Genomic DNA, 19,143 nt, shown 5'->3' on the forward strand with positions numbered 1-19,143 from the left:
TGCTGTTTTTTCTTCTTGAAATAGTTATATTTTTGCGAGGGTGGTGCATATTTTAATCTTACGGTTAATATTCAAGGTTAATGTAATTAAATATATAGTTTTTATGCATTAATTACCTGTCGTTTTGTCAGATTGAGAAAGTTGATAAAAATAATATAATCGCGTGAAATTTAATTCAATGTGATTTGTATGAATAAGCACTACTTCTCTCGATTATTATCTTTATTGCTCGTTCTATTTATTTCTTCTTGTGGTGGTGGAGGGGATAGTAGCGACGCTTCACCAAACTCTAGAAAAAAAGGCACAGTTTATGGTGTCGTTTTTGATGCGCCTGTTTCTGGTTCAAAGGTGACCGTGTGGGAGTTTAAAGATGGTACGGTTGGGCGAAATCTTGGCTCCGCGGTCACCGATCAGTTAGGTAACTATGAGGTTGAAGTGACGTCAGCAAGTATGCCTATCTATATTGAGGCACTTGGTGGTGCTTATCGAGATCCAATCACGTCTGAAGTTATTACCGTCAGCAATGGTAAGAGTCTTACAATGAGTAGTGTTGCCAACTATCAAGAGGGGGTAACGCAACCTATTATGGTGACTCCGCTGACACATATGGTGTCGGGTTTAACCGAGTTCAATGTGCAAGCGGGAGTTTCCGCATCATCTGCTATTAATGACGCTTTAGAACGCTTTGAAAGTATGTATGGCTTTGACGTCAATGAAATTAAGCCAATCGACATCACCTATAGGCAAAGTAGCTATGCACAATCAGGACATAAATACGGTGCCTTACTTACGGCTTATTCTTCGTTTTCAGGCGACCTAATCAACAAGTACCCATCTGACGAAAGTCGCACCTTGTACACATCGATGCATCTCTCTGACATTCAGTATCGCGATATTCGAGCGGATGGAGTACTCGATGGCCAAGAAGTGGATGGTAATGGTGTCGCGAAAAAAATGAACTTTGGTCAGGTAGATATTACGGCGGACATATACACAAATGATTTGTCACAGCACACCTTGATTGTGGTTAATAACCCAGACCTCAACCTATCAGGAACGTCTGCGGAAGATTATCAAGAATTTGCTACCCAGCTAAATATCCTCGGCACTAGTTCAGATACTTCGGGTGTCGTTGCCCCTCGTGACATGAAACCCATTGATGAGACGCCACCAGAAATCTCAAGGGAAGGTGGAAATGTGCTCGCTGGCGCGGACCAAATAACATTGGCGATATCCGACGATGTTGGTGTGAATGATGTGACAGTGAGTTTAGAACTCGAAACGCTGGATGGCACTATTATCAAGAGCTGTTTGGAGAGCGGTGGTGAGCCATACTGCTCCCTTGATAAAAGCGAGTTTAAGCGAGGTACTCGTGACACTAAAGTTATTGTGCACGTCGACACTACTGAGCTAGATAGGCTTGGTTATGCCGATACGGATGGCTTGCCATACATTCAATCGGCTCAGCTTGTCGCATCTGCTGATGATGTTTTAGGCAATATTCATACAGATGAGCAGTCTGCAAGAATCCCTTTTACTTGGGATAACGTAGCACCAGTTATCACCATGACCTCGTCACCTACAATCAATAGCTCTGAGACTACCTATATTTTGACGGGTACTATCGTAGATAGTGAGAGTGACATCAAAAGCGTTGTCATTACTCAAGGAGATGATGTCCGCTCGATTCAGTGTTATGTCGCGATAGGTGAGGTCTGTAGTTTCAATGAGGCATACGATGCGACGCAGTTCGGTAGTTCGACTCGATTTCTAATTGAAGTCACGGACTCTCACGACAACAAAAGTGGTGAAAACTTCGAGGTTCGTAAAGACAACAATCTACCTACACAGACATTAAGCTATCCTAATGCCAGTGGCGCCCAGATGGCTTTCATCAAAATCGACACGAACGATAACAGAGGTGAGGTTGAGTATTTTGACTACTCACTAAACACATTTAACGAGAGTAATATTGGCACCACTAGCAATCATCTGAAGGTCGATTTTAACTACGCACGCTCTGGTTTGATGGAAGTCCATGACGGTATTGATTTTGAGGACTTCAATCAGTCCGCTTTAGCGGTTCTGCACGCAAACTATATTCCTTACATTAAAGTGGTGGTTCAAGATGAGTATGATCCAGACAACGGCATAATCGGGTCATCGGCAGAAGACCTGGAACTCTCGGTTAAGTATTACGTGAAATCTCCGACTGATAATGATTTCCAATACGTTGATGAAAAGAAAAGTCACACCGGAAGCAATGTCGCGACTCACGCTATTCCACACGAAAAAATTGAGTACAACGGCGAAGGTCGAGTTTCCAAGGTCACTTACTACATACCATTTGTCAAAGAGCTACTTGGCACAGAGTACGCATCAGTTGCAGAGCGAAGCCAACAAAAAATCGTCCTTACGACGAAGGACCGATCTGAAAACGTCAGTACGCCAAAAACGATATATTTCCGGACCACTTTTGACTTGCCAACATTCAATGTAGTGACACCATTTGCGAATGCAAACGTGGAACTGAAAGGGCTCAATGCCAGTGGCAAGTTTGACAGTAACCCAGTTTCAACATGTACTACCAAGCTTGTTGAAGGGACATTAGATGTCGCTACTTGTCAACTACGTGCCGACTTAGGCAGCTATAGATTTCTTCAAGTTCAGCTAGCTAACCCTTCTTCAGGTAAGGCTTATTACTACCAGTGGAGCAATGACAGTAATCAGTATCGTGAAGTCGATCTGAGCCAGTCAAATTTTGGCGCTTATTTTGATTATACTAACGCCAGCGACCTCTATATTAGCGAGTTGTCGGCATACCATACTGGATTATTTGACTACATATGGAACAGCACTGCTGACCATACTAATAGCGCTGCGTTGAGCTACTTAGAGCAGGTGAACAATGCTATTGGTAGTGGCGTCACCAACTCGTTTTTCAAGTTCGACCCGATTACGACCCGCTATGCGACTAATGAAGACTTAGTATCCATTCCGACATTCCCTGGGGATGAATATCAACATCGCTTCCTTGTTGAGTCTCTGGTTGATATGGCGTCAAACAATGTCGGTTATACGTCAGCGAGCTATGCTTCTGCGTTCTACCAAGATTTAGTTCATGATGGTAAAGCAAATGGCGTGGGCCGTTCGGGGGATATTTACATTGGTTCAAACAGGATCACGAATGATACGTATCGCAAAAGAACTCGCCAGCGCCTACTATGAACGTTTAGTAGAACAGTATGGTTTGAGCCCTCAGCTGGCGCTTAGCTTTGCAGATATAATCGCGACGGCTAATCCTTCGATTGATGTCAATGGATCAACGGTTAGTGTATTTGAAAATGCTGGTGGCAGTATTGATACAACGCCACCGGACATTCGTGTACTACCTAACTCCGAACAGCAATACGGCGTGTTTTATCAACATCCAGTCACTCAGCAGATCTTTGTGGCGGGTCAAATTGATTTTACCGCGCAAATATCGGACCCATCTGGCGTGAGCAATAACCCACCGCCTGTATTTACCCCTGTTTGGTTTGTTGCAGATAGCCCTGTTGAGAATGACATGATCTTGTCGTTTGTGCCCAGTGGCGACAGCTACAACAAATCTTATGCTTTCAACTTTAACTCTCTGATGTATGAAAACATCGCTGAGCTTGCTCTCAAGATATCTGCTTCTGATACTAAGCAAAATGCCTATCCATCAGATGACCCGTTTATCTCGTCATTTAAAGTTGATAATGAGTTTCCTAATGTTCTTTACAAGTTACCAGACGGGCAAGCTGAGGATGCCTATATCAATATCACTAGGCAAAAAAGCCTCAACTTTGTTGTAAAGGATGTTGTGGGAGATGACACAAGCAAACGTCAAATATACTTCGAGCCAAAAGTTCAAGGTGCTACCCCTGTCTTGTTTGAGGGGGACAGTGTTTTTGTAGTCAACACCCCGAGCTCAGAGTTCTCTGATGGACAACTGGTTTTGCAGCTATGTCTAACGTGCGGAGAGGGAGCTAACAAGCTCGATGATGGTCAGTGGACGGCGTATGTGGTGGCAGAAGATATTTTGGGCAACCGCGTAGATCAAACCATTGAGGGAGCCCCTGCATTTACCGTCAATATCGACTCTACAGCATTTGTCGTCGAAGAAGTGGTTTCAAGTGCGGTGTTAGGCGGTAATGACATATGGGAGCCAACCACTCTATTTAGCCAAGACAATGGCAGTCCGCTAGGTGAAGTGAAAGTGGTGTATCAGCAAGACGGCCTACCAAAAGTAGAACTAAAGGAATGTGGAGAGGAGAATACTGATGCGGCGTGTTTGCTAGGAACCCAGCCGGAAATTCAGGTCCAGCTTGTTGCCGACAACATTAAAAATGGTTCAGTGAAACATTTTTTCTACGTCACGGCTATTGATACAGCCATCCCAGTAAATACGAGTAATGAGGGCTGGTATCAATTCTCTGTCGATATTGTTGGTCCTGAGATTAAAGTAAAAAGCCCATGGGCTAGCGACTTTTCGGGCAACGGGAATGGTAATGTCATTGGTCCTGGTTTTAGGGTAAATCTGCAATCGGTCAAAGATGTTTCGGAAGTCGAATCTTTGGAGCTTTTCCAAAAATCAGAAGCTGGAGATCTTACTGCAATTAAAAAACAGACGTTCCCGAATAGCCAACCTCAAGATGATCACTTTATGTCGGTTAGTGCTTCTGAATCAGCCCAGATTAAGACAGACCCTAATGCGAATGGTCGTGTCAGCATGGTGCTGAAAGCCACCGACAAAAAAGGATTCTCTTCAGAAACTGAACTGACACAAGTTCGCTATGATGACCAAGGCCCATCCTTGACCTTAAACCTATTTAATCAAGAGTCGTTTTACTATGCTGCCGGAGAGGGTTATCCGATGGTATTGAACGCTCGAGACTACGATGACAGTAGCATAGATGCGGTCACTGACGATGGGGTTGATAAGAACTCAATTCGTTACTGGATCTATACCGGATCATCGAGACCGATAGGGGATGGAGCGGTACCCACTGGAGATGCCCTGCGTGATATTCCGTTTAAAGCCACAGAAGAAGCAACTCTAGACGTTGAAGCAGTTGATATTCGCGGTAACTCGGGGAGTGAGAAGTTTAGAGTTAAAGTCGATAATGAAGCCCCTAAGGTAGAGGTAACGGAAGTCTATTCGGATGACACCCCGATTGAAGGGAATGTCACTGAGAATAAGGATATTAAATTTAGCGTAGTAGCGACTGATGCTAGTGGCATTAAGTCTGTCATCGCAAAATACTCCTATAACGACAATCAAACAGAAACACCATTAACGGTTATCGAAGAGGGTAATGACACGTGGTCTACCGTTCTATCGAAAGACATGACAAAGCTTGATGGAAGCTATGACGTAAACTTCACCGTAGAAGATAATGTCGTTTATCCAACCGCACGATTTGCGCAGAACCCAAATACAACAAGGATCAGCAAGACGTTAAAGGTACTGCGTCAAGGTGTGAAGTTAACTGTGGCAACGCCCGAGTCCTTCGATACCTACAATTCTGCTAAAACGCTACAAGTAACCTTCGCGGATCCTGGAACCGAAGTCAAAATCACGCAGTTAGAGTGCTGGATTCGCCCCCGTATTGAAGAAGACGTACCTCAAGACACTGAACAGCCTTATGCGATCGTGGAGTCACCACCGTCAAGCGGTCCTTCCTGTATTCTTCATGGTACAGAAACCATCGAAAGTGGCGCGACGCTCATTACTCGTACCACAGCAGAGAATGGTGCAACCGAAGTCCAGAAACACTCGTTTAACTCAATTGACGTGAATGGTCCACTGGTTCAAATTGCCCAGGATAACGACAGTGCGACGTTCCAACTTACGCAAACCAACGTAAGGCGTAACGAAGACGATACGTCACTTAGACTGAATATACCGTTGTTTATTTCTGACGACCTGTCAGGTGTGGAATACACCACAGGTGATGTTGATGGCAAGCCACTACTGAGGGTTCAAGATGACTTCAGTTTTGCGGGCGCTCCAGTAGATTGTGTCGACCCTAGTAACGATGGCAGTAAGGTAACCTGTACCTATAGTGCCAACCTTCTCGATATTTTCGGATCAGTGAAAAAAGAGCAGACAGTCTATCTTGGTAACTTAGCGGATAAGGTAGGGAATGCTCCCGCAGAACAGAAACTAATCACACTTGTCATCCCTCAGGGTGAGTTAAATCTAGAGGTAACGAGTCCAGCGGTTAACGCTGACCTAAATGGGGATAAGCTGACGATAGAGTTTAGATATCAAGTTTATCAATACTCTGATGTTGTTGAGATGCAAGGCCTTGTTGGTGGAAGCGTTTATAGCTCAAACTCGCCAGGTGGTGGATTCAGAATCCCTGCACCGAGTCAATGCAGTGACGATGAAACGTGGCAATGTACTTACTTTGAATACGATCTTCAGGAGTCGGAGAAAAATTCTCAAGGGCTAAATGTTGGAGTGAGTATTATCGATAGTTGGGGCAAAACAGCGACCAAGAAGTTTGCAGTCAATATGGATAATACCAAGCCGGTTATCGACTCTAAGCAAGGTGCTGTAAGGTTCGATCCAACCTTCGCTACGCCTGGCAAAAAGGTCACCATTTATGTTGATTTCAATGAGGAAGTTTCGATACCGACAGGCACACTAAATCGTCAAAACGTTTCATGGTTAGGGGCTGAGGGAGAATACAAATCGACATGGACTGGTGAAGTTGTTCTTGCAGATGTCGCAGACTCCGATACTACAGTCGCTTTGACCGTCAGTGGGTTTGCAGATAAAGCCGGCAATGTGGGCGATACCAACAGCACATACAGTTTGCCGATTCAGCCAACGATTACCATTGAATCTTTTGATAGTGACGTAAACAACAGCAATATCAATAGCTTCACCATTTCAGGTACGTCTACCCGATTTACGCCTTTAGAAGATAAGCTAGACATCGAGTTTAAAGACGAAACTGGTAAAACTTACACTCAGACTGAGGTGTCAGTCAGATCTGAAGGTAAATGGAACAGTACGATCAACTTATCTGATAAAGGTCTTCAGGATGGCGATATTACGATCACCGTCCGAGGAACAAACAGTTCTCGTGTCGATGCTGCCTCTACAGGTGAAGACAAGTTTGCGTTAAGCACTTCAATACCAACCATCGATCGGATTGAAATCACGACAGATGGTCAGTTGGTTGAGCACAATAATGAAACGACCGTCGTATTGAACTTCTCAGAAAAAGTGAAGCAGGTGAGTGCACGGTTGGGCAATCAAACAGTGAACTTCGCCGCCACAGAAGAAGCTGAAGTTTGGTCTGGGGTTGTCACGCCAGCACTGAATATTGGTGAAGTAGAGCAGCAGCTTACAGTGTTGGCGGGCTATGTGACTCCGTCAGGAAACGAAGGTGCTGAGCAGTCCAAGGCTTTCAAAGTCAAACCGCTTATTGAAACGGTTGATCCAGTGATGGGTGATGATGAAATTACGCCGAATGAAGCCGACCAGGTTGTTATCCGAGGTTCTGCACGTGGGTTTGCGGTGGGTGACACACTGTCAGTGAGAGTTAAGTCTTTGGTCAATGTTGCAGATGACGAGACACGACAAGCCACGATTAAAATCGATGGTAAGTGGGTGTCTGAGGTCATCGATATGACGGGTTGGCAAGAGGGTGGCATTTTTGTCACCGTTAGCGGAAGCAATTCAGAAGGTGTTACTGCAGACAATGAAACCCATGACACTGCATCGGTGGCAAGCCAAAAACCGCCTGTGCTAGAAGCCGTGACGTTCAATCCAACACACCAAGTTAAGAATCAGTTTGTCGATATAGAGATGGTGTTCGACAAACCAGTGAGTGGTGTAAAGGCTAAGCTTGGTTCTAGTGAGTTCTTAGTGTCTGCTGTCCCTGATTCTGATGATCAAACTTGGAGCGGCTCTGTAACTATGCCTGAGCTTGAAAACGCAGATGTAGTGACATTGACGGTCACAGACTACAAAGATGTCTACAACAATGTTGGTGTCGCGAACAATCTTCATAGTATTCCGTACTCGCCAGAGATGACTCTAAATACAGTCGGAAATGTTTATGAAGATCGCGCTGACAATCTGACGATATCGGGCACTTACAAATATATCGATAAAGATACTAGCAATAGCAACATTACCGTGGCCTCCGCCTCTAACCCAGCGAGTCAGTTAACGAAAGCTATTACCTTCAATAATGATGGGACATGGAGTGTTACGGATTTAGATGTATCTGACTTCCCTGAAGGGCGAGTAAATATCTCGTTTTCCGGTACCGTGACCGTTGGCAATGGAGTCGAGGTTACTGGTGGGTATGCACCGGATAATGAATCATTCACGCTCACGATGCTCAAGCCGACAGTCACTAGTGCCACACCAGTTACAATTGAGGCTGGCAAAAATGGTATTGCTCGACTGGAGTTCAGCGAACAGGTCGCACAAGGCACAGTAACTATTTCTGGTCAGCCAACGAGTTTACAGAACTCCAACAATGTTTGGACTGCAACAACGACTGGTCCGCTAACTGGCATTGAGCTTCAAGAAAGCGTTGATATCGTTGTTTCAGGATTTAGTAGCACAGACACTGGCAATGTTATGGAGGTGAAAACTGACGCGGTAGATACGGCATTAGTAGTTAGCGGCTCGATGAGCAAAGCTACGTACAACAAGGTTGAAGCAAAGACTGCTGAGGCGACAGGTAATGCTCATGGTGTGTTACAAGGAGCATCGGTCGCTGTACAGATCCTCAATGGTGACAGTATCGAAGTCGATAAGACAACGGCTACTGTGGGCAGCGATGGTCAGTGGACGACAGGCGATTGGGATTTGTCGTCACTCTCTGGCGATTACACCATGAAGGCGACCTTGGATCGTGGCGCAGAGTCTACAGACGCACAACAAGCGGTCACTTTTAACACGGGTGTACCGACGTTAGCGACCGCTGAGTTCATTACGCCAACTCAAGAGCAACATGCTAAGAGCGGCGAAACCGTCTCTGTGAAATTGACCTTCAACACCATTATCGACAGCGTGAATGCTACTTTAGGTGGCGAGGTCGTAAGTCTAACTAAGGATACTGATGATAGTTCTATTTGGAGTGGGACAGTGTCTATGCCAGCATCTGCCGGTGCGTCTGAAGCAACTCTGACGGTAAGTTCGTTTACCGATGAGCATGGTAACCAAGGCGCGAGTGATAGCAGTTACGCACTGGCATTTACACCAACCTTGCTAGTGACGAACTTGCCATCGACTGTGAATGCTGAGCAAGCCAAGTCGATGACGATTTCAGGGTCGTACGAACGTATTTCTGATGCTAGCGGACTTAAACTGAAACTGGCGTCAGCGGTAGGCAGTGACGAGACTCAGGCAAAGTCCGTTGTGTTGGATAATGGCAACAAAACTTGGTCGGTAAGTGGATTCGATATCTCTACGTTTCCAAGCGGCGACGTTAACCTAGTATTCGAGGGCAGCGTAGGTCTTAGCACTGACGTTTCAGCATCTAAAGGTTTTACACCTGACTCAGAATCGTTCACCCTCGACCAATCTAAACCGACTGTAAATAGCATGACGAGCAGCGATATTGAGTTTAATAAGAAAGGTGTCGTCAACCTAGTATTTAGTGAAAAAGTAACTGCTGGCACGGCAACAATTAATGGTATTGCAGCAACGCCGATCGGAAACAACAAGAACTGGACCCTCGAAACAGTGAATCCATTGCCGAAAACAGTTCAACTTATGGAAACGGTTGAGGTAGTTATCTCTGGCTTTACCAGCGTGAGTTCTGGGAATGCAATGGCAGAGCTTACAGACTCTGTTAGCACCTATTTGTTTGTTGACGCTGCAATGAGTCAGAGTAGCTATAACAAAGAACAAGCCCAAACTGCTCAAGTGACTGGCAGTGCTCAAGGTGTACAAGAGGGAGCGTCAGTCACAGTCCAGATCCTAAGTGGCGATAGCACAGTCGCTGCGGATACGACGGCAACCGTCGACAGTGATGGACAGTGGACGACCGGCGATTGGGACTTGTCCGGTCTGTCTGGAGAACACAGCTTGAACGTCATTCTCACTCGCTCAGATGGCACCGTCAAAGCAGAGCAGCCACAAATCTTGTTTCATACTGAGCAGCCTGCGCTTGACACTGGGCCTGAACTGACGCCAAGCCCAGTTGTATCTAACGGAGAGTCTACGGTGTCGGTTGGATTCACCACCAATGTTGCAAGCATTGAATCTACCACGGTAAATGGCTTAGCAGTCACTTGGGAAACCACATGGCCTGCCAAGCAGTGGACAGGGACAGTTTCACTAGCTGATATCTATGATTCACAAGTGCTACTAATACTGGGAACGGCGACAGATGAGTTTGGCAATAAACTCATCGATAGCACTGGCTACGTTTACAATGTTCAACCAGAGCTTACGATAGATACAGTAGCGACTTCTCCCGAAACCTTAAGCGCCACCATTTTGACTGGAACAGCACTCGGCTTTGAGCAGAGCGCTTCGCTGTCCATACGGTTGAACAATGGTACGGATGATGTCATGACTGATATACCTGCAACAGTAGGTGAAAATGGGGCGTGGCAAACGTCTGGTGTCGATCTATCCACCTTGCCAACTGGTACGTACGCCGTAGTCGTATCGGGTACCAATAACCAAAATATTGCAGCCGTGGATGCGATGTACAGCGGGTTAGACCTATAGCTATAGGTTTTCGCTCTCTGAGCCAATGAAACAAAACGATACAGCGCCTCTATTTGCAATAGTAAATAGAGGCGTTTTTGTTTAGAAGTGAGTCAGGGATATGTCGTTCACGTCGAATTATTGGCTTTCGTATATTAGTAGGTAAATATTTTAATTATTTTTCATGTACTTGATGGGTCTAAACAGAGCTTTTGAAAGGGGATTTCTTCGCTTTTGCCTATCTAATCGTCGAATCAACAGAGTAAATAGGAAAATAATGATTCAAATGACAAAAAATAGATAATTTTCAACATGTTGCAATGGGTGAGGGTGATCTGTAAGCTACGTCTCTGTCAACAGTCGGTCGGACCGTTGCATTCTATTCATTTTTTATCAAGTGGTAGGTAGTGACAAATAAGAGTACATCGTACTCGCGTTCTGTAACCCGTTACTACCTTTTTTGCGCAGCCTCTCAGGTTGCGCTTTTTTTTGCTTGAACTAAGTATATCAAGGCACCCAGTATAGCTGTTTCTTTAAATTCATAATTATCAATAAAACCTATCTTTGTTGAGTTTGAAAAATAGCATGTAGGAGAATTAGGGAGCCCATAATGAAGGAGGTGTGAAAAATCTAAACTCGGGCAGTAAAAAATAAAATAACTAACGTTAAGAATGAAAGCCCTCAATTGGAAGTAAGATCACATCTGTGATGTTTGAATTAGGGTAAATAACAGAGTTTATTCGTGAATAATCACCATTTTATCCGTATATCATAGATATAATCACTAAAATGGTGGGTATTAACGCTTATTGAGCATCAAAGATAACTCATTGAATATCATGTATAAACTTAGTACTATTGTGTGACCAAATCGTAATACTAAGCCTTATCAGCTTAAACATCACCGCAATCCATGTTCAGTTGTTGGTTGTGGAGAATACCAATGCATTCAGATTGCAAATTTGTTGTCGGCACAAAATTAAAATCGAGTGATCTTGATTTTGTCCTTACACCGGAAGAGTGTGTAGGGAGGCTTTCACGTATCCGAAATAAAGATGAAATTCTTAACCGACTACCGAAAGAACTCGCTAGTCAAATATCCCCAGCGGCAAAGAAGTCATCAACAGCATTAATTAGTGCAATTCGAAAAGAACTGCTCAGTGTAAATTGGGTAGGCGTTTCGCTGCTTACTCGTAAAACGCCATTAACTGATGCGCAATTGGCGACGTTCCCTAAGTTGCAAGCAAAAATCGCTACGCTCTCAGATGGCCAGAGTGGCTCTGTGCGTCAAGCCGGCTATAAGGCAGTGACTGATGACGTAGCCTTAGCTAAACAATTTCACTTTCAACCAACCGAGCCTAACCCTGAGAACAAGATAGTGGTGGAGTTTGCAGGGCAGTGGTCGCGAAATGCCGCGTGCTTAATGTTAGATGAGAGTGATAGTCAGACTAGCAAGATGGCCTCAGTCAAAGCGGATCACGAAAACGTACATCGAAGCTTAGCCACTTTTGATGCTCTTTCGTCTGAAGGCAGAAGTTTGCACATTTGTATCCCATGCCATAGTCAACCAAACCCAATAAAACTCAAATTAGCAGACGATGTCTTGCCGGTTGAAAAATCACTATCTAAAGAAGAGTGGGATAATGTACTCATCCCGATACTTCCCGTTGTCAAAAGCGGCGAAGAATTCACCTTGAAGGGGTTTGGGTATCTTTATGTTATTTGGGATAACAAAGTTTGGCGAGAGGTCGAGATTCAACCGAATGGTTATTTCGCTGATATCGACTTAAGCTACTACCGCAGGCGAGATGAAAAAGCGTCACTCGTTACAAGGCACGTGAACATCGATGGCTCAACACTCATTACGCGCTGTTACATTGGCGGTGAGACTTTTCATGTTGTACAAGAAGGAAAAACCGTCTTTACGGGTAAGCTGGCTTTGGACGAAACCGCACGTGTATTCGGGTTGACAGCAGAAGAAGTTGATATCGAGTTTCCCGACATCACACATGATCCTTTGACATTGACGACTCAGCTAAGTCCGAAAACCGCTTTTGATAGTGAGGTTCGGCATGCGGAAGGTAAGCCAATGCCACATATCTGGGTTCCATATAAGATCAAATCAGATGTGCAGTCGGAACTCTATCTACATTACAGCCTGGAACAACTCACACTTACCCAGGTCGAGCAGCTAGAAACAAGCCATAAAAACGGCTCAATATCTCTATCTGAACTCTCTACCTACAGCCAAGCTCGGAGCTTTGAACAGGCTGTATCGCCCATTCGTTCGGTTCCGAAGAGCGTCGTTATGGATCGCAAGTCCTCAGTCATCCTCAATCAGCAAGACAGTAATATCGCCGCTGTTGAGCTTTCGGCTTTTGCTGTACCCAGAATTAGATATCTGCACGAGCCTAGTGTTGATCACAGCGATGATTATTTCGAAATCCGCAATGAAGAACACGACTGGTCATGCCGGGCGTATTTTCGTTCATTTCCTTTAGACGAAGAGGGTTACCGCACTCTTTGTTTTGATCTTCCACCTCCTGAGGTGGAGCATGTCGACTTAGTCCGCGGAGCGCACGCCGATCCAGGGAAAGGTCTGCAACACACAATTACTATAGATAACACTATTCCTTTGTCAGAATTGCTAGGTTAAATCATGAAACACATTCTTATTATATTAATGACATGCCTCTTCATCTCCGCCTGTAGTGATGATGGACGTACTTATATTGGGGAGAATAACTACTACGTTATGGCTCCAAGTAAAGTAGGGGAAAATATTGGTACGTTTGAGTATCAACATAAGATGTTTCCAAAGTACTTCATCTCCCGAGCGAAAGAATGGCCTCGCGAAGACTTAAACGATGCAAGCTCCTATGACTTACCTCGCATCCAGTTTTACTGGGCTAACATGGGCGATGAAAAAGATCCTATGTATAACGACTACGAGGGTAGCGACAAGATATGGAGCATGAAGACCGATGGCACGGACTTAAGGTTAGTAACCGACGAGTTTCCAATTAAATTCGCGACGGGCACAGGGAAAATGGTTCGCTCTCCGAATATGCGATATCTTGCCTATGGGTATAGTGGAGTCGGCAAAGCGGTTTATGATCTAAAAACAGGCGAAACTTACGATCTTGATGCAACTGGCGGCTATGGCATGCTTTGGGCTGAAGATAGTAGCTATTTGTACTTCATTACACGTGAACGCAGTGGGTTGGTGACGTATAAGTGGGATGTTGAAACAAGAGAATCAGTTAAAGTTGATATTGTACTATCGGATACCGGAGTAGTCGTAGATGGGCAACGTATAGTAGTCAATACTGCGGGCGTTGGTATATTTCGCGAAGACAACAATGAGCCAATTGAGGGTATTATATGGCATAGAAAGCTAAACCTTGATTTTGATGATCGTGGAACTTGGTGGACTGAGTATCGTTCGATAAGCCCGTTAGGTAAATTTGCGTGGGCTAAGTCTCCTAAACATACTTTTTTTATCGATGTAGGTAAAAGAACGGTCGAGATTAAAGAGCAGTATATGCCATTTATCGTAGGACTTGATGGTCGATTTACTACTGGGGTTCGGCATGCAATGGTTATGGATGTTCGCGATACCGAGAGTGAAATTGCTTGGAAGTGGCGTCCTCTCGGAACCGGAAAAAGAACCTTACAACAAAGTGCTCTCTATAACGGACTCGCGAACGGTGGGAATTGGTTTGAGGAGGGACGATAATGACCTACTCCTTGGACACTGAAATATATTTATTGAGCGTTCCATATGACATTGAAGTCAGTGATTATACGGGCCAAACGTTTGTTAAATGGAACTTAGCTTCTGATTTGACGATGGAAGACCAGCTTAATGGGAAGGTTAGACCTGTACCATTTACCCCGCTACTACTAAATAACTTGTCTGACGATGAAGTACACCTTTGGGCATCTGACTCAAATGGCAGATTGCGAGATGTTGGATTGAGTAGGGTAATTGATTTGGAAGATAACATTGATCCTCTCTTACTCAATCACGGTTCTAGAACTGAAAAGATAGATCAGGATAAAGTCTATCAACTCACTTTTCCACCTCTAAACGTTCTAGCTCAGTTTTCTGCAGACTTAAATGAAAACAACAGTGGAGATAGAGCTAGGGTTTCTCGAAAGTTACAGGCCTTGTGCGAAAGTATAGATGAGCGAGTTAAAAGCGCTGAATTTACTTTAACTAAAATACTTCCTTCACAGCTCGCGCCAGCATATAAATCGAGCCTAGAGTCCTCACTAACGGATGAGCAGATTGAGTACAATACGTGGCTTGAAGAAAAACAGAAAACACCACATAAGCCGATATATGGTTTTCTGAATCACACTGTAACCATTTGTTCAGTTGTTTTTACCGATCCCCTATATGCTGGAGCACGAGTGCGGTTAATATCACACCTTGATGAAGAGGGTGTAGAAACTAGCTCATCTAACTTAGAGGGGGTGGAAGGAATAGTAGCGACATTACCTAGCGACAAAAATAATGGAGCGGAACGCCACGGTACCCTTCCATGTGCGCTATTTCATCTTGATTCTATCAAGGTTAAAGATGGTTTCTATACGATACGAGTAGAGTTCTGGGAAGATGAATACAAGGAATTCCACAAAAAAGAAGGTCTAAAGTTACCTGAAAGTGTTAAGCAGGCAAATGTCAAAGTCAGCAGAGTTGCTAGGAACAAAAATGAAGACCCTCAAAATCTCTACCAATACGAACTCCGCGAAAAACTAGTTTTTAAACCCTCTCCCGGTCTTGGGAAAATCGCTTGTGTATGCGGCGATATGGTCTCGCTAGAAGAGACCATAATCCAACAGTTCCCCACACAGCTTCCAAGTTATGCGGAATACGCTACCAAAGGTTTAGTGGAGCAGAATCGAACCAAACCCGGAATGGGGGCGATCTCGCTGTCTGGAACGCTAATGAAAACAGCAGAGTCAATCATAGGAGACTTTGTATCACTGAATGGACCAAATGTACCCGACTCGGCCAGTGAAGTTGCGAAGACCATAAGTTTAGCCCTTTGGGAAAGTGCAGATAAGCAACAACTGCCTGATTTTGTAATGACAGGCACAGCCATGGCAGCAGCGCTGTCAGCCTCCAAAGATGCGCTCAAGCAATATCGGGATGCGACAGCTTTGGTGCAGAAGGGCATTACCCTTAAAGACTCTGCGCGACTCATCTTTACCGATAAAGTGATGGATACTAAGTACTTTAAACGTATCTATCACTTTGGTGATGAAGTCGCTTCGAACAAGAAAGTGGTTCGAGGAGTAGGGCGACTCTCTAGTTCATGGTTTAGAGGCTCGCTTGAGAAAAGACTAGGGATTATTGGTACCGCGACAGATGCTTATGAGGGCTATAAAGGCTACAAAGGCTACAAAGAGGCGATGAATAGCACGGAAGGCGCAATCACAGAGCTCAAGAACATGGCAGCCTCCTACCTCAAGCAAGTGAGTTTAGTCCAACAACAAGATACCGAAGACCTATGGAAACAGAAAGCTGAAAATGTACAAGAGATATTGGGCGATGACGCAAATGTTTTAGTAGATGAGCGCGGTGTTGCTGTGAGTCTTTATTTTCAGTTCAACTCTGCGACCGAGAGTAATCAAATGAGAGTCCTTCGCGCGGACTTCTCAAACATTTGCGATAAGTTGAACTGCCTTCTAAAAGAAAACTCGGACTACCAGCTTATCGTAGAGGGTTTTGCTGGTGTTATAGGGTCTGCTGCTCAGAATATGACGGTATCGAGAAATCGCGCGAGTAAAGTGAGTGACGCGATCACTAGAGGTGATTCTGAACTTCAGTCGCGCGTTACAGAGCACGCCTATGGCAAAACGAAACTGCGACGCGGAAGCGAAGAGAACTATCGCGATACCAGCGATAAAACAGACAGTTCAGAGCTAGCAATAGATCGCCGCGTCGATATTCGTTTGATTATTCCCGACTACCAGATCACTCTTCCGATCAGTCGTTCAGGTCTAATGAAGATGGAGAGTCTTCACCAGTTGTGGCAAGCGCTAGCTGTGGCTGAGAAAGACCAACGTGATGAACTGATTATGTCCAGCATTGATGTAATGTGCGGCTTAGCATTATTGACTCCAGCTGCGCCTTACGCTGCAATGTATTTTATTGGGAAGGAAGCGGGCTCGCTGCTTACCAACGGAGCGGAATTTGTCGATGACCTACACGGGCAACAAGTGTTTGAGGAATTTGCAAGCCGATTAAAAAACAAACATGACCTTAGTGTTCTCAGTCGACTAAACAAATCGTTGGCGAATGCCTACAACCGCGAGGAGCACAAGATTGAAAGGCAGTTCTTGCGGGCAGATGAAGTTAGAGCACATCTCGAATCCAAAGTAACGCAAGAAGAGCTTCTAAAACGATTTATCTTACGAGCTTATGCGATTAACTCCCTTACTGAATTGCTTGCGATCCTGTCTGCCAAAGGAACCATAGATCATGGAATGGTGCAGAAATACAAGGTCGATGATTTTATAGCAAATTACGTCATGTCAGATGATTGGGAAGTGCCGTCATACTCGGCAAATACGCTGGCTCAGTCATGGATCAATCGAATTGAGCAAAATCGATATAACAGTTATTGGGGGGTTGGAAGTTTAGATTCGTTCAATCTTCAGCGAGTTAATGTCGCTTTCAACAGCGGATTCCCGGTGCAAACGAAGCTTTACCTCAATGATGAGACAACCGATCAACTAGTTCGATTCGCCAGTAATTTTGATCTCAACAAAGTCGACCTTGATGAAGAGGATATCGGATTCAGCCGTGTAGTGTTGTTTAACGCTGAAAAGGGAAGTTGGCAGAGCTACCATGATTGGTTAGTAGAGAATAAAGACAACTCTTTGGTTCGCGTTTCTCCGATCACGCCTGTGCGTGTTCAGGTAATTGTTGACCCTAACTTTTCAACTCACAAATCTGCCTTTATTCAAACGCTTAAGTATCGCGCTGAAGTGGGTTTGTTTGATGCTCATGGTCCGGAATTCGATGTTTTGTTCTTGAAAAAGTCGGTTGATGATTTTACTGATCCTGACAACAAGATTAGAGAGTACTACGAGCAAGCGTTTAATGAGATGGGAGCTTCAAAGCGCGAAGCTATGGGCATTTCTACGGTTAACGATTTGGAGTTGCTAGCGATTGAGTTTGACCCGACCTATTGGTTCGGGAACTATGAGATTCGAGGTTTGAAGCCTCTCTATGCCGCTTCAGTTTGGGACAAAGCTGGCTTAGGCTGGGACTCTATTTGGAGCGGAAAGTCGAGCTTCGAGCTTTGGGTTGAACAACAACATCACCGAGACATGCGATATATGATGAACTTAGGTGGCGTTGACCTTACATTGGCTTTGATGGAGTTTAAGCTCCCCCACAAACAACCCATTAAGCTCAAGCAAAAACTGCTTTATTTTGGTGTTGATGATATGGAATACAGCCAGTTTGTATTCGATGGTCGACATAGCGATAAAGCGAAATTATCCGCTGAAGACTTTATGATTGAGGAGTTTGTAACCAGTACTTCAGCGGAATCGAAAGAGAGCACACCGAACCTGCTTGACGGACACATTATTTCAGTAGCGCAAATAGAGTTGGGTGGTGAAAAGTATCTACTTGATGATAACAAGCAAGTTCGTTTGGTAGGCGACTACGATTGGTCAACGGAGCAAGGTGCCGCCATTTACGTTGCGCTTCTATCCGATAATGCTGCGACAGATGCCTATGAAACAATGGGGCTCGCTCATCATGAATGCCAAATGACAATGCAAATCTCTGAGTCAGGCCCAGTGGTCCATACCACTATGGAGCACTACGGTACCATTCGAACCGGAGAGCAAATCCATCTCGAACAAGGGGACTACGGTATTGAACAGAGACATACCTTCGACCTTTGTGTTGATGATCTAAAAGAAGGACATCTACAAGACTTTGGAACTAGAGTGATACAGCACATCAACGATAATAATGCGCTTTATGAGTCAAAGCTAAAGAATCAAGACAAGAAGTACATCTATCTGATGAAATTTGAGCTCAATTATACTTCGCCTACTGGGAAAAGAGTTAAGGGGTTGCGCCCTTATGGTAAGGCTCATGAAAGTAGTATTAGAATTGGAATCGAGTCAATTTCACAAACTAGGGTCGATGGAACGTATCCAACTCCTGAAGGGAGCCTGATGGTTTACAAAGTCAAAGACATGAACAATGGCAATCCTTGGGTCAAGGAGCCTACCGAGAGCGAAATTAAGGACAGAAGCGCTTATTCTTACTGGCTGTCGTTAGATGACGAGGGTAGGAAAGAGTGGCTAGAAACATGGATGGACGACAATTCTCATTCTACGGGTGCACCTAGCCTAACACTCAAGCAAATCTAAAAACA

Annotated in this window: 5 protein-coding genes; all 5 read left to right on the plus strand. The window is 44.6% G+C overall.

Annotated features, from left to right (window positions below; translation table 11 throughout):
* Nucleotides 1-189 precede the first annotated feature (189 nt).
* Complete coding sequence (locus AC6I8Y_RS06600; protein WP_498021152.1) at nucleotides 190-3,228, plus strand: hypothetical protein; 3,039 nt, start codon at nucleotides 190-192, stop codon at nucleotides 3,226-3,228.
* Entirely contained in the window at nucleotides 3,188-10,744 is a 7,557-nt protein-coding gene (locus AC6I8Y_RS06605) for a tandem large repeat (RefSeq protein WP_498021154.1), read from the plus strand. Before AC6I8Y_RS06600 ends, AC6I8Y_RS06605 begins: the two co-directional genes overlap by 41 nt.
* A 922-nt stretch (nucleotides 10,745-11,666) precedes the next feature.
* The gene (locus AC6I8Y_RS06610) at nucleotides 11,667-13,379 is read left to right on the plus strand and encodes a hypothetical protein (protein ID WP_498021156.1); all 1,713 of its coding nucleotides are present in this window, start codon (nucleotides 11,667-11,669) and stop codon (nucleotides 13,377-13,379) included.
* 3 nt (nucleotides 13,380-13,382) lie between these two features.
* A complete protein-coding gene (locus tag AC6I8Y_RS06615) occupies nucleotides 13,383-14,462 on the plus strand; it encodes a hypothetical protein (RefSeq protein WP_498021158.1) in 1,080 nt (359 codons plus the stop codon).
* Nucleotides 14,462-19,138 carry an OmpA family protein gene (locus AC6I8Y_RS06620; protein WP_498021160.1) on the plus strand — a complete coding sequence of 1,559 codons (4,677 nt, stop codon included), beginning with the start codon at nucleotides 14,462-14,464 and terminating at the stop codon, nucleotides 19,136-19,138. Before AC6I8Y_RS06615 ends, AC6I8Y_RS06620 begins: the two co-directional genes overlap by 1 nt.
* The last annotated feature ends 5 nt before the right edge of the window (nucleotides 19,139-19,143 follow it).

The sequence above is a fragment of the Vibrio sp. KUL78 genome, assembly GCF_059725505.1.